The 13,194-nt window shown below is 58.6% G+C and carries 13 protein-coding genes; 6 read left to right on the top strand and 7 right to left on the bottom strand.

All coding sequences use genetic code 11. The annotated features are described in order from the left end of the window. Positions 1-32: 32 nt before the first annotated feature. Complete coding sequence (locus ACI2KS_RS25200; RefSeq protein ID WP_404623727.1) at positions 33-1,049, bottom strand: LacI family DNA-binding transcriptional regulator; 1,017 nt, start codon at positions 1,047-1,049, stop codon at positions 33-35. 271 nt (positions 1,050-1,320) lie between these two features. Here ACI2KS_RS25200 and ACI2KS_RS25195 point away from each other — a divergent pair, with 271 nt between their 5' ends. From ACI2KS_RS25195 to csrA, 3 genes are all read left to right on the top strand, one after another. Beyond that, positions 1,321-1,836, top strand: coding sequence for a gluconokinase (locus tag ACI2KS_RS25195; protein ID WP_404623810.1), 516 nt, complete (start codon positions 1,321-1,323; stop codon positions 1,834-1,836). A 115-nt stretch (positions 1,837-1,951) separates the two neighbouring features. Beyond that, positions 1,952-3,304 (top strand): GntP family permease, encoded by a 1,353-nt coding sequence (locus ACI2KS_RS25190; RefSeq protein ID WP_404623726.1) that lies wholly within the window; start codon positions 1,952-1,954, stop codon positions 3,302-3,304. 526 nt (positions 3,305-3,830) lie between these two features. Continuing rightward, positions 3,831-4,019: a carbon storage regulator CsrA gene (csrA, locus tag ACI2KS_RS25185; RefSeq protein WP_062380972.1), complete on the top strand. Its 189-nt coding sequence runs from the start codon at positions 3,831-3,833 to the stop codon at positions 4,017-4,019. Between the two features lie 227 nt (positions 4,020-4,246). On the opposite strand, the gene ACI2KS_RS25180 is transcribed toward csrA, so the two are convergent. Beyond that, on the bottom strand, positions 4,247-4,489 hold the full coding sequence (locus ACI2KS_RS25180) for a DUF465 domain-containing protein (RefSeq protein WP_404623725.1): 243 nt from the start codon (positions 4,487-4,489) through the stop codon (positions 4,247-4,249). 209 nt (positions 4,490-4,698) lie between these two features. On the opposite strand from ACI2KS_RS25180, the gene ACI2KS_RS25175 reads away from it, so the two are divergent. Then, a complete protein-coding gene (locus tag ACI2KS_RS25175; protein ID WP_404623724.1) occupies positions 4,699-5,937 on the top strand; it encodes a M20/M25/M40 family metallo-hydrolase in 1,239 nt (412 codons plus the stop codon). A 109-nt stretch (positions 5,938-6,046) separates the two neighbouring features. Here ACI2KS_RS25175 and ACI2KS_RS25170 read toward each other — a convergent pair whose 3' ends face one another. Both ACI2KS_RS25170 and ACI2KS_RS25165 read right to left on the bottom strand, forming a co-directional pair. Further along, entirely contained in the window at positions 6,047-6,988 is a 942-nt protein-coding gene (locus tag ACI2KS_RS25170) for a ketopantoate reductase family protein (protein ID WP_404623723.1), read from the bottom strand. A 198-nt stretch (positions 6,989-7,186) separates the two neighbouring features. Beyond that, positions 7,187-8,623, bottom strand: a complete 1,437-nt coding sequence (locus tag ACI2KS_RS25165; RefSeq protein WP_404623722.1) for a pyridine nucleotide-disulfide oxidoreductase — start codon at positions 8,621-8,623, stop codon at positions 7,187-7,189. Positions 8,624-9,530: 907 nt separating this feature from the next. Between ACI2KS_RS25165 and ACI2KS_RS25160 the strand changes: the two genes are divergently transcribed. Then, positions 9,531-9,845 (top strand): hypothetical protein, encoded by a 315-nt coding sequence (locus ACI2KS_RS25160; protein WP_404623721.1) that lies wholly within the window; start codon positions 9,531-9,533, stop codon positions 9,843-9,845. Positions 9,846-9,853: 8 nt separating this feature from the next. On the opposite strand, the gene ACI2KS_RS25155 is transcribed toward ACI2KS_RS25160, so the two are convergent. From ACI2KS_RS25155 to ACI2KS_RS25145, 3 genes are all read right to left on the bottom strand, one after another. Further along, positions 9,854-10,267, bottom strand: coding sequence for a hypothetical protein (locus ACI2KS_RS25155; RefSeq protein ID WP_404623720.1), 414 nt, complete (start codon positions 10,265-10,267; stop codon positions 9,854-9,856). 351 nt (positions 10,268-10,618) lie between these two features. Next, complete coding sequence (locus ACI2KS_RS25150) at positions 10,619-10,882, bottom strand: DUF1652 domain-containing protein (protein WP_404623719.1); 264 nt, start codon at positions 10,880-10,882, stop codon at positions 10,619-10,621. A 367-nt stretch (positions 10,883-11,249) separates the two neighbouring features. Further along, complete coding sequence (locus ACI2KS_RS25145) at positions 11,250-11,726, bottom strand: GNAT family N-acetyltransferase (RefSeq protein WP_404623718.1); 477 nt, start codon at positions 11,724-11,726, stop codon at positions 11,250-11,252. Positions 11,727-12,143: 417 nt separating this feature from the next. Between ACI2KS_RS25145 and ACI2KS_RS25140 the strand changes: the two genes are divergently transcribed. Beyond that, positions 12,144-13,076: a hypothetical protein gene (locus tag ACI2KS_RS25140; protein WP_404623717.1), complete on the top strand. Its 933-nt coding sequence runs from the start codon at positions 12,144-12,146 to the stop codon at positions 13,074-13,076. Positions 13,077-13,194 lie beyond the last annotated feature (118 nt).

Genomic DNA, 13,194 nt, shown 5'->3' with positions numbered 1-13,194 from the left:
AGCGTGGCAACGATCACGGGTATGAGGCGCGACTAGGTGCTCTCGCGCACCACCAGCTCGAACCCCAGGTCCACCTGCGCCTCTTGCACCGTGCCGTCCAGCAAGCCCAGCAGCAGTTGCGCGGCGCGTTGGCCGACCTGTTCGCGAGGGGTACGGATGGACGTCAGGCGCGGCACCATGTGCGCAGAACCGGGCAAATCGTTGAAGCCGATCAGCGAGACTTGTTCGGGGATCCTGATCCCCCGACGCAGCGCCTCCAGCGCCGCACCCTGGGCCAGGTCGTCGTTGCAGAAAAACACCCCGTCGACGTCCGGGTGCTCAGCGAGCAAACGGGCAAACAACTCTCCTCCCAACCCGATTGACGACGGCAACGGCGAGGCCATCTGCAGGTTTTCGTCGTACAGGCCGGCCTGCTCCAGCGCGCCGCGAAAACCGGTGCCCCGCTGAATGACGCGCGGATCCAGTTGCGCCGAGACATAGGCCAGGCGCTTGCGCCCGCGACTCAACAGATGCCGAGCTGCTTCGGCGCCCGCCTGTTGCTGAGAGAACCCGACACAGGGCTCCGCGCGCCCCGGATCGAGTTCCATCATGTGCACGCAGGGCACGCCGCTGGCCGCCAGCAGCTGCTGCGCCGCCTGACTGCGGTCAAAACCTGTGAGCAGGATGCCCCTGGGCCGATTGGCCAGGTGGCTGCGCAGCAGGTTTTCTTCTTCTATTGCCGAATAGTGGTAGTTACCGATGACCACTTCCAGGCCGCGTGGGCGCAGTACCGCCTGAATGGCTTCCAGGGTTTCGATGAACAGTTGATTGGACAACGACGGCACCAGCACCACCACCGACTGGCTTTGCGAGGACGCCAACGCCCGTGCGGCAGGGTTGGCGACATAGCCTAGACTCTGCGCAGCGGCGCGAACTTTCTCCACCAGCTCGGGCGCTACCGTCACCACGCCGCGCAGGGCCCGGGAGGCAGTGATGGGCGAGACAGCGGCCAGTTTCGCGACTTCATTGAGGGTGGGACGACCGGTGGAGCGGGAACCAATACGTGTCATGCGTTGCCAACTGATTGGACGGAAAAGCCGCAGGGGTTGCGATTGTCTCGGATGGGCTCTAAGGTAGCGCTATCTCACGGAGGCCCGCAACTTTTCGATCGTCTTCACGACCGCGAGGGATGCATCTCATGGATCAGCGAGATACCCATAACAATGACTACACCCGGACACAGACTTGCCGGCCTTGCACACCATCCGGCAAAGACAGCGCTGTCTCTGGGACGAGGTTTTTATGACGACTGCTTCAACTGCTACTTCTGCCCTCGTGGTGATGGGTGTTTCGGGCTGCGGCAAAAGCGCCGTGGGTGCTGAGATCGCCAAGAACATCGGGGGTCGCCTGATTGAAGGTGATGCCTTTCACCCTCAGGCCAACATCGACAAGATGAGCGCTGGCCACCCACTCGATGACCAAGACCGCGCTGGCTGGTTGACCCGTCTTGGCGAAGAAGTCGCCAACGCGGTCAGCAAAGGCGAGAAACCGGTCCTGACCTGCTCTTCCCTCAAGCTCATCTACCGCGAGCGCCTGCGCGCGGCCGTGCCGGGCCTGGGTTTCGTGTTTCTGGAACTGACCAGGGAGCTGGCGACCGAGCGTTGCGCACACCGGCCGGGGCATTTCATGCCGGCCAGTCTGGTTGATAGCCAGTTCGCCACCCTGGAACCGCCTTACGGCGAAGACCGCACGCTGGTCGCGGACGCAACCCAATCGATCGAGACCATCGGTGCCGAAGCGGCAACCTGGTGGAACGCATCGCAAACCCCATCTGCCACCGCTCTCACCGGCTCTTGATTGGCCATCAGGCGTGAGCGACAAAGATAGCGCTGTCTTATCAGGTTCACAGGGCAGTGGACAACAGCGTTGAGCAGTAGCTCCAAAAAAACAAAATACAACGGAGAGACACCCCATGTTCGGTATGACTCAAGACACGTATCTACTCGTCGATGCGTTGGTGACCATCATTGGCCTTGTGCTATTGATCACCAAGTTCAAGGTCCACCCTTTTATTGCACTGACCATCGCAGCAGGTTTTCTCGGGCTGACCTCCGGCATGCCTGTGGACAAAGTCATGAAGTCGTTCCAGGACGGTTTCGGCGGCGTGCTCGGCTTCGTCGGCATCATCCTTGGCCTTGGCACCATGCTCGGCAAGCTGATGGCTGACTCCGGCGGCGCCGACCAGATTGCCCAGACACTGATCCGTCGCTTCGGTAAGGATCGCGTGCACTGGGCGATGATGTTTTCGGCGTTCCTGGTCGGCATCCCGCTGTTTTTCGAAATTGGCTTCGTGCTGTTGATCCCGCTGGTGTTCATCGTCGCTCGTCGCAGCGGCGTGTCCATCGTCAAGATCGGCATCCCGCTGCTTGCCGGCCTGTCCGCAGTCCACGGCCTGGTGCCTCCGCACCCGGGTCCGCTGCTGGCCATCGGCATCTTCAATGCGGATATCGGCAAAACCATTTTCTATGGCCTGATCGTCGCGTTCCCTACCGCCATCATCGCTGGCCCGATCTTCGGCAAGTGGATCTCCAAGCGCATTCCGGGTAATCCGTCCAAAGAGCTGATGGATCAGATTGCCAAGGAATCGACCAACGCGAACCTGCCAAGCTTTGGCATCACGCTGGTGACGATCCTGCTGCCAGTGTTCCTGATGCTGCTCAAGACCTTCGCCGACGTGGCGCTGCCCGCAGGCCACATCTTCCGCATCTGGATGGACTTCATCGGTCACCCGATCGCGGCCCTGTTGTTCGCGCTGTTGCTGGCGTTCTACACCTTTGGATCGGCCCGCGGTTTCAGCCGTGACCAGATCATCAAACTGCTGGACCAGAGTCTGGCGCCAGTGGCCGCCATCGTGCTGATCGTCGGTGCCGGTGGTGGCTTCAAGCAGATGCTGGTGGACAGTGGCGTCGGTAACCTGATCGGCCACATGGCCGTGCAGGCGCAGATCTCGCCGATCCTCCTGGCGTGGCTGGTGGCTGCGGTGATTCGCGTCGCCACAGGCTCGGCGACGGTGGCCACCATCACCGGTGCCGGTATCGTCGCACCGGTGGTTGCCATGGTCCCAGGGGTCAACCGCGAGCTGCTGGTGCTGGCCACAGGTGCCGGGTCGCTGATCCTGTCTCACGTCAACGACGCAGGCTTCTGGCTGGTCAAGCAGTACTTCAACATGACCGTGGTCGAAACCCTGAAAACCTGGACCGTGATGGAAACCATCCTTTCGGTCGTCGGTATCATCCTGATCATGCTGTTGTCGCTGGTGGTCTGATTCCCTGACCGCTGGCCCCATGCCCACCCTCGCGGTGGGCATGTCGTTTCTGGCCCGCGCTACCCGCATGACCCCGCATGACCCGCAGCCGAATGCACGCGTTTGAGGGGCTTGTCACTGATTCGCTTAAAGTCATGTCACTTGCCGTCGCGTATTTCGGAAGTCTCCTACACTCTTCTAGGAGATCACGTACAGCGCCGACTAATGAAAATTTCATCGCCGCCTGGCACGAGTTCTTTGCAATAAATGCCAAAGGAGTGTGCAATAGGCGCCGCCCCGCAGCCGGCTATCAGGGTCATAGCCAATTGTTACGGGGTTTTACCGCCAAATTGAGGCAAAATTCGCGTGCCGTCTGGCCTCAGGAGCACTCATACCAATGATAAGAAGATGAACCTGGGGAATTAAATTCATACCAATGGCGTCATAATGACGGACGCATTTGGATGCAATCGGCAATCACCACCACCCAAGGGCTAACGCCAGCCTCCCGGTAGAGGCGCTTCAAGAGGCCATCAAGGAAAAGATTATGTTGATACTCACCCGCAAAGTCGGCGAAAGCATAAATATTGGTGACGAAATCACCGTTACCATTCTGGGCGTACAGGGCCTTCAAGTCAGGCTTGGCATCAACGCGCCGAAGAATGTTTCAGTTCACCGTGAAGAGATTTACAAACGTATTCAGGCCGAGATCGCTCCAAACCAAGAGCCTCAATAAGCCACACGGTTCTTCTGTCTTGTAAATGGCCTGTGGCTCGCTGGCGGCAGGCAAAAATGAACGGCGTACATCCCGACGCCGTTTTTTTTCGTCTTGATTTTGGATCCAGTCATTGCCCGCTTGCCCTCCCCCCGGTAAGTTTTTAACCTGCCGCTGCCTGACCCCGAAAATGAAAACGGCCAGTCCTGCAAAGGACCAGCCGTCATGAGATTCTGGGTTCAGGTCGGTCAGCGACCGGCCTCCAACCGTTGCACGATCTTGTCCTTGGCCAGCAGCCGCTTCTCTTTGAGCTCTCTCAACTGATCGTCAGAGATATCGCCCGCAGAGCCGTTCTCTGCCTTCACTATGTCTCCGTCAATCGTGTCGTAATCAGTGACCAGTTGGTTGAGCTTCGGGTCACCGCCGCGACGCTTGCCCAGCTCGTCCTTGCTAATACTCAAATCCGCGAACAAATCGTGCTTGACCGGCATGGTGCATGTCTCCTCTGATTACAGATGTAGAGTTATTGAGGGTAGCTCACCGTAAAGGTTCGAGATTTTTGCGCACCTGTCGATGCACGACGGGGGCAAACCGCTCCGAGCGCTGGCAACCCTTGCTGTCGCATTTCGACATGCACAATCCTGTGCAACGAGCTACGGTGTGATCCGAAACATCTTCAAACAACATCAAGGATCGACCCATGACTTCATCATTCGCCCGTTGTGCACTCGCTGCCGCCCTGAGCCTTGCCTGGGGAGTGGCTGCCCCCGCTCTCGCCGAGCCGCATAAACAGGTGCAAGCCGACGCCGACCAGTACAAGGATGAGGCGTTGAAGCTGCTGGAGCGGCTGGTGAACATCGACTCAGGCTCTGGCTACGAGCCCGGACTGACCCAAGTGCGCGACATCACGGTCGATGAGCTGAAGAAGCTGGGGGCGACCATCGAAACCGTCCCCAACACAGCGCCTGACAAGAGCAGTCATGTCATAGCCACTCTCAAAGGCACCGGCAAGGCCAGGATCCTGCTGATGGCGCACATGGACACCGTGTTCAAGGAAGGCTCGGCCGCGGCTCACCCGTTCTACATCAAGGACGGCCGTGCCTACGGACCTGGGGTAATGGATGACAAAGGCGGCATCGTGGCCGGTCTTTATGCGTTGAAAATCCTCGACAAGCTGGGCTTCAAGGACTACGCGCAGATTACCTTCCTGCTCGATGCCAGCGAGGAAACCGGCTCGACCGCAGCCACCGAGCTGATCCAGAAGGTCGCCAAACAACATGATGTCACCCTGAACCTTGAGCCTGGGCGTCCGGCCGATGGCCTGGTGGTATGGCGCAAGGGCAGCGGCACGGCGGTCGTCGAGGTCAAGGGCAAGGCGTCGCATGCCGGGGTTGCGCCTGAACTTGGGCGAAATGCCGCCATGGAAGCCGCGCATCAGATTCTGCAACTCGGCCAGTTGGGCGATGCGCAGAAAAAAACCACCATCAACTTCACCGTGCTTGATGCCGGTGACCGGGTCAACGTGATCCCGGATCAAGCCACCGCCAAGGCTGACGTGCGGGTGGCGGTGCCCGAAGAATTTGATCGGATCGAGAAAGACCTGGCACGGGTCTCGGCCAACAAGCTGATTCCCGACACCGAGGTCACCACCCACTTGCAGCGCGGTCTGCCGCCGATGCCGCAGACCGCCGAATCGGACAAACTGGTGGCCATCGCCCAGAGTATCTACGGAGAAATCGGTCGCAAGCTGACCATCGAAGGCAGCGGCGGCGCGGCAGATGCCAGCCTCGCGGCGGGCGTCGGCGTGCCCACCCTCGATGGCTTCGGCATCGTCGGCGGCAACATCCATACGCCTGAAGAGTACGCGGAGGTCGAAAGCGTCTCGCCGAGGATCTATCTGCTGACGCGGATGATCATGGAGCTGACCAAGGCCAAATGATCAAGTGTTCTGCTCAGGTTGCGCCGATCACAATCGGGACCGGCTCAACCGGGTAGCGACGTCGCTCGCCGGGCGGTGGCGACGTCGAGCACTCCAGGCCTCATGTCGGCTAGCTCTGCTCGCGAATCCGACGTGCTTCGTAGGCCTTGAGGTGCAGATGAACGAAATCCAGAGCCGACAGCCCGCCGCTGGCGTGTTTGTCGGAGCTGGCGCGTCGAGCGATCATGTCACCGATCACCTGCTCGACCTCTATCGGCGTCCCGCGCTCCATATCACGCAGCATCGAAGCGGTCATTTTCGAGCCCGGGGTGGTCAGCATGGCCTGGAAACGCTGGCGCACTTCGCTGCGCACTGCGTAGCCGGCATGCTCTGCGACGCTGGCGCATTCTGCCAGCAACTTGAGCACCAGAAACTCGCCGTCACTGGCGATCACATCGCCGATGGATGCGCGCATGGCGCCGGTGATGCCTGCGCCGGTTGCGATGAAACACCACTTTTCCCACATCTCCTGAACAATCTGCTGACTCAGGTTGGCGTCGAACCCGGCATCGGCCAGCGCTTCGGCCACCTTCAGAATGCGCGGCGTCAGCCCACCGTTGAGCTCCCCGAACGACAACTGGTTGGTGTCGTTGAGGTGCAGAATGGCCCCGGACGCATCGCGATCCAGCGAGATCAGGCACTGCCCGCCCAGCACGTTGTCCGGGCTGAAACGTTCGGCCAGGCGCTCCAGATGGGCCATGCCGTTGAGCAAGGGCAGAATCAACGTGTCCGGTCCCACTGCTGCGGCGAAGGCGTCCATGGCCGTATCCAGATCGTAAGCCTTGCAGCTGAGCAGGATCAGGTCGAAGGTCTGGTCCAGCATCGGCGCCATGACCTGCGGCGGCGAAGGGTAAAGGATATTGCCCTGCGGACTGCGAACGATCAGGCCGCTTCGATCCAGCTCCTGGGCGCGGGCCGGACGCACCAGAAACGTCACATCGCGCCCGGCTTCGAGCAACCGACCGCCGAAATAACCGCCTATGGCGCCTGCACCCACAATCAAAATACGCATGTCCTGTAGGTTCCTTGTCGAGTTGAGCGCGAAGGGTCTGAACAACCCAGAATAGTTGAATGCAGCAACTCTATCCAAAAGTTGGATGATGACCAACATATTGTTTTTAAAGGTCATCGATTCATTGGGGGTAAAAACGATCGGCAAAAAAAATCCCGGAACTGCGCAAGGCATCCGGGACAAGTGTTGCAGGCAGGATCAGGATTGCGCGTTGGCCAATACGGGCCAGAGGAACGGCTGGCGTTGCTCTTCTCGACTGGCCACCAGGCGACGGGTAAGGCTGAGACTGACAGGCTGGATGACCGGCTGCTGCAGGCGCGCCAGAACAGCGTCGATCACCGCGCCGCTGGCGTCGTGGTGGAACTGCCAGACGCCATAAATGCGCCCGTCGAACGAAGCCTCGCTGCCCAGTCTGGGGTCCACGCCAAGTCCGGCGCCCAGACCGAACAGATGCAGGCCGTAAAGACGTTGACCGTTGCTGTCCAGAGGGCAACCGGAAGGATCGGAGTCCACGCCGCCCTTGACCTCCATCAAGTTGATGGCGCCGCCCCCGGCATAATTGAGCGCGGGCAATAACGGCTGGTAGCCGGTGCACTGCACGACCACTTCGGATTCGGCAAGGGCAAGTCGCGCGAGGTCCAACTGGCCGTGCTGGCCATCCTGGGTCTGCAGCAACTGCACGCGCACGCCGGTTTTGCCGATGCGCCCGTTTGCCAGGGCTTCACGCCCGATATCCAGCGCACGGTAGCGCAAGCCGCCCGAGCGATTGACCCGCCCCGACACCGGACACACATCCTTGAGCGGGTCGAAGACATACCCGGCTGCCGTGGCGGCCTCGGCTGTTTCGTAGAACAGGCGGATCGGCGAGCGATGCACCAGCGTGACCTCGGCAAGCCCGGCGAACTCCAGCGCATCGGCGAGGTTCTCCAGCACCGAAAAGGCACTGTGAGATCCGCCGACCACGCTGACCTTGCCCTTTCGTGCCAGCATCGGCGCAAACAGATCACGCAGCTGCACGCCGTTCATGCGCAGCAACGCGTCAGCGCTCTGCACGCTGGCCGATGGCGGTACCGCCAGACCCTGATCGGCCAGGCTGTCGAGCAAGTGCTGAGGGTCCTGACGCCCGCCCAGGTTGAGCACCAGAGCGCGACAACGAATGCGCCGAGTGCGTCCTTCGGATTCAACCCAGACTTGATAGCCGTCTTCCTCATGCACCACTTCGGTGATGGTGGTTCGAGTCCACAGCTTGACACCGTAGTGCTCGACGATGAAGTCCAGCACCAGGGTCGAGGCCTCGGCCAGCAGTTCAGCGACATCCTCAAGCTGCGGCGCACTCTGCGCCTGGCGGCGGATACGCCAATAGGCAGGCGAATGCTCCAGCGGTTCGAACACGTCACGCAGTGCCGGATCGCGAAGACAATCGAGAAACACATCGCCCACCGAATTGGCGGTGATCCGGTATTCGCCCAAGCGTCCCGTGCCGGGGTTTGGACTGGCATCGACAATGATCAGGCCTTCCCTGGCCAGTTCAGGCATGGCGCCACTCTTCAACGCGTTGAAAAGCAACCCCATCCCTGCTGGTCCGGCTCCCCCTACTACACAACCACAAACGGTTTCCAGATGATCTCCATGCATAATATTCACTCCCGAACTTTAGTCGACGTATTGAACGCAGCCCAAAATTACTTTTGAACCCTGAATGACGGTCACAACCAATTACCCATCACGGGCGATTGCTTTATGTCGAACTTGATACTTATTAAGACAACGGCTGATTTGGGGCATGACTACCGCCGCAACTGGCGCTAACGACCGTCGCTTCAGCCACACTTCGAAGAACGCTTCAACTCCATCCGGCGACGCGAGGCCGCGCTGCACTTCGGCTCCAGGAAGACCCGAACATAGAAGGGAGACTTTGAAGAGGAGAACGGAGGGATGGACGTGTCTGACTTGCACCCGTTATACAAAACATTCGGGGACGCTACCGCCATTTCGCCGAACGCTTTGTTTCAAGCTTGTGAGGAGTTTGAGGGGTGCGCCGCTTTTGCCACCACAAGAGGAAAAACGTAGAGTGATAGTTTCAAAAAACATGAGAAGTGTCAAATTTTCGAGAAAACATCGTTAAATTTAACTTTCAGTCGTAACTCATTGTTTTTATTGATAGTTATTTTTTTGACGCCTGCTTTGCGCAGTGCCTTCCCCCACCCATGCGTTTTTAATATTAAAAAAACACCTGCTGCCCGCGTCGCAACTAATTCTCGAAGCCAATAACGCACCCACTTTAACTTGACGAACGTTCGTCGTAACCGTTAGTGCTTATCGCTCCGTCCCTATTGACTTCCAAATGCATGAGCTGGCAGCACGGCCGAGCAGGCAGATGACTGACGCCGTTACTCCGGAAATTTCCCGCCCCAATTACCCACAGCCGAGCACAGCCGATGAACGGTTGCACCTGCGGTAGGAAAACACAGAACTATTTCAAGCGGATCCGCCTCCATTATCAGGCTTACGCTCGTTACTAAATGACATAGAGGTCGCCACCATGAATGCTGAGAAAAATCTTCGGTCCAGCATTGCCGAAATCGATTACTCCCGCGACACGCTCTTCGGTCCGATTCCCATGCAAGCGACCTGCAGGGTCAGGCTGGCCACCATCGAGCAGGACGGTCACACGCTGCGAGAGCTGACCATTCTGGGTGAGGTGCCGGATTATCTGTCAAAGTCCGCCGTCATTCGAATTGCCATGGACGGGCAGATCGAGGCGGGCCCGATCCGTGAGCATTACGCGATCAAGGACGAGGGTGAAAAGCAGTTCCGCCTGCTGTTCGAGAAAGAGGAACAGCGCCAGGTGCATTGAGCGCAGGGCTAACGCCGGCTGCTCGCAGACTTTGCATCTTGATGGGCGGTGGCGTGTAAATCCTCGATCACCCGCGTTGTGCCGTGGCCCGGCGCCCCAGGCGCAGCCAAAGCCTCCACAGGTGGCTCAGCGGCCTGCGGCGCTCCCTGATCACCGTAGCGCAGGCCATCTAGCCTGGGTGCAGCGTCGAGAACCGGATCGGCAGGCAACAGACGCTGGCGTTCCAGTTCGGTCATCGGAGGTTGGTAGGCGTTGCTGCGGGTCTCCAGCTTCTGCAGCATGAGCGCGATCACCGCGACACAGGCCGCCACCACACCCAGCAACGCGGCCACGCCCAGCAACAGCTTGCGCGTGCGAATCAAACGCCTGAAAGCATTACCCCGCCGTGCTTTACCGGCATCGTCGGGCAGATAGTCCGCCATGCATTCCCCTTGAAGTTCAGATCAGCGCTCTGTCGCCCTGGGCAGCCAAGATAAAAGGTTGAGGCTGTTTTTTCCATAGCCGGCGAGCATAAGTTACCTGATGATCGCCCGCCGCACACGATTACCCGTTGCGCCCATCAAGGTATTGATGAAACTTGGCGTTCAAACTTTCTCGCGCAGATGCTTATTTCGTGGCCGCTCGCATATGAACGTAAAAAATCACGACGTTTTGACTTAACAGTCAGTCATTTGAATATATTCATATCGATTGGGCACGCCACACCCATAAAGAAAAACGCCCATGACGGACAATTCATCGTGGGCGTTGTTTGCAGAGAACTTGCCAGACAACTAACTGGCAAGGGCGTGGTCATGCAGGTACGGGCTGTTATTCAGCTCGTCGCGCAGCGCGCAGATCAGCTCGCACAGGGCACGGCTGGTGTCCAGCCTGTCCAGTCTCAGACCGCTCTTGAGCAGCCCCACCCGTCCGGTGTCGGGGTCAATGACTTCGACAGTCATGGTATTGCCCGTGACCATGCAGTTGCAGCGCATGGGCAGAAATGCTCGCTCGATGATATTGCGCAGTTCAAGGTCCGAAAGTATGCATGCAAACATTGGGTTTTCCTCCTCAGGCCCTCCCTGCCGTTTAACGTGCAGTATGCGCCTGACTTCGTATTTAACCGCTTCCTTGTGTAAAACAGTTCACCCTATTCATCCGTAAACCCGACGGCCATAGACGAATACCCAAGTTATACGCCTCGCCCCAACTTGTAGCAACTTGAGCAATGGCAGTGCCCTGATCAGGGGAGAACGAAGAGGACGCATGGAAAAAACGTTTCACCTGAAGTGTTTAACCAATAAAAGAGCGCAATCAACCATCAGGATGAGGATTAAGCGCTTGCACACGGTTGCCTGCCGGCTTCTTTATGGGGCGTCCATTCGTCGGTTGCTGTAACGCTCACCGACGAATGACGCAGGTCTGTCAGCCGTGGGGCAGCCGAAGATGTATGAGCGCCACGCGGTTGCCACGCTTATCCAGGCGTTCCTCGATCGCGAATGGCTTGAAACCGAGCTTGGGATAGAACAATAACCCTGGCACGTTGTGGTTGAAGCAGGACGCGGTCAGCTCCGTGGCTTCATGCTTACCGAAAGCAAGCTCCATCATGCAGCCGATCATGTAGCGCCCCACGCCTTTGGAGCGAGCATGCGGGGCGATGATGACGTTGCCCATCGAGCAGCGGCCACGAAAATCGAAGCGTGAGAAATTGGCAAACCCGACCACTTCACCATCGAGTTCGATAACCGTGTTGTCGGAACGTTGCTCCAGCGCGTCGTTGAGCTGGGCAGGCGTGAGCGGAAAAGCCGCCTTGGGAAACATGTAGAAAAGCTCGTCGACACTCTGTGGCATGTTGCACACGGACGGGATGTCTTTTTCTTCCAGGGGACGATGCAGAAACATGGCAATTAACCTCTCGAAGAGACGGGAGCTGAGCGAAGACTATAGGTCAAACATGGCACGAAGACATCGTACAAAGCGCTCAACTGCACATATATATGTCGGCACTGCTACCAAAGGCGCAATCGGCGACGACCTTGTGTGACAGCACCCAGCGGCAAAACGTGCCCGGATGTTTCTCCGGGGTTGTTGATTACACTAAAAACCTGCTGCAACTCACTGAACAGATTGAACTTCGGCAAACCGGGCATAACGCCTGCGGTGACACGGCCAGTCATGCATTTTGCATGAACCGGGTATTCCAAAACAAAAACAACTCATTGAAATATAAGGTAATTTTAATAAATACAGAGTTGGCATAAGCACTGCAATGACCTCCAGCGAAGTCACAACAAATTAGTCGCAAGGAGCAGCACAACAATGAACGTCTCGCCTGATAGCTATTCTGCCGCTGTTGAAGAACCCACCAATGTCTCAGGGGTCTCCTGGGGCGCAATTCTGGCCGGCGCCGCAGGTGCCGCTGCTTTGTCTCTGATTCTCGTTCTGCTGGGCTCGGGCCTGGGCTTCTCGGCAATGTCGCCGTGGGCCAATGAAGGCGCGAGCGCCAAGACCATCGGCATATCCGCCGTGGTATGGCTGGCACTGACGCAAATCCTGGCGTCCGGGCTCGGTGGTTATCTGGCCGGTCGCCTGCGGGTGAAATGGTCAAGCATGCATGGCGATGAAGTGTATTTCCGCGATACCGCCCATGGCTTCCTGTCTTGGGCTATTGCGACCTTGGTAGCCGCTGTCCTGATCGTCGGTTCAGTCAGCGGTCTGGTCGGTAGCGGTGTCAAGGCCGGCGCGACTGCTGTTGCAGGCGTGGCAGGCACAGCTGCGGCCGCCGCCGGTTCAGCGGCGAGCAATACCAGTAGCGATCAATACGGCTACTTCGTAGACACCTTGTTCCGTGACGACCGCCCGGCAGCCGTGAGCGACGATGCGGCACGTGGCGTGGTCGTGCGGATCTTCACCAAGACTTTGGCCAACGATGGTCAGCTGGCGACTGAAGACCGTAACTACCTTGCGCAACTGGTTGCCCAACGCACCAATCTGAGCCAGGCCGATGCCCAGGCCCGTGTCGATCAAGTCTACGGTCAGGCCAAACAAGCCGTGGCGGACGCCAAGCTCAAAGCCCAGCAAGCCGCCGACGCCGCTGCCAAGGCCGCTGCAATGAGCGCGCTGTGGACCTTCGTCGCCCTGCTGTGTGGTGCCTTTGTGGCAAGCCTTGCAGCGATCTGGGGTGGTCGTCGTCGTGACGCCGTGACCTACGTCGAAGCCCGTGCCTACACCACCACTTCCAACATCCGCTAAGAAGGAGAAACATCATGCGCTCATTACTTCTGTGGTTCCTGGGTGTGCCGATTCCAGTGATTATCCTGATCGCACTGTTCATGCATTGATCGAGTCGTAGACCGTCCGCGCAGCGCCC

The organism is Pseudomonas sp. NPDC087358 (assembly GCF_044900785.1).
In the GTDB taxonomy this organism is placed as follows: domain Bacteria; phylum Pseudomonadota; class Gammaproteobacteria; order Pseudomonadales; family Pseudomonadaceae; genus Aquipseudomonas.
The sequence above is the reverse complement of the archived record's forward strand: the minus strand, read 5'-3'. Positions and strand labels throughout refer to the sequence as shown.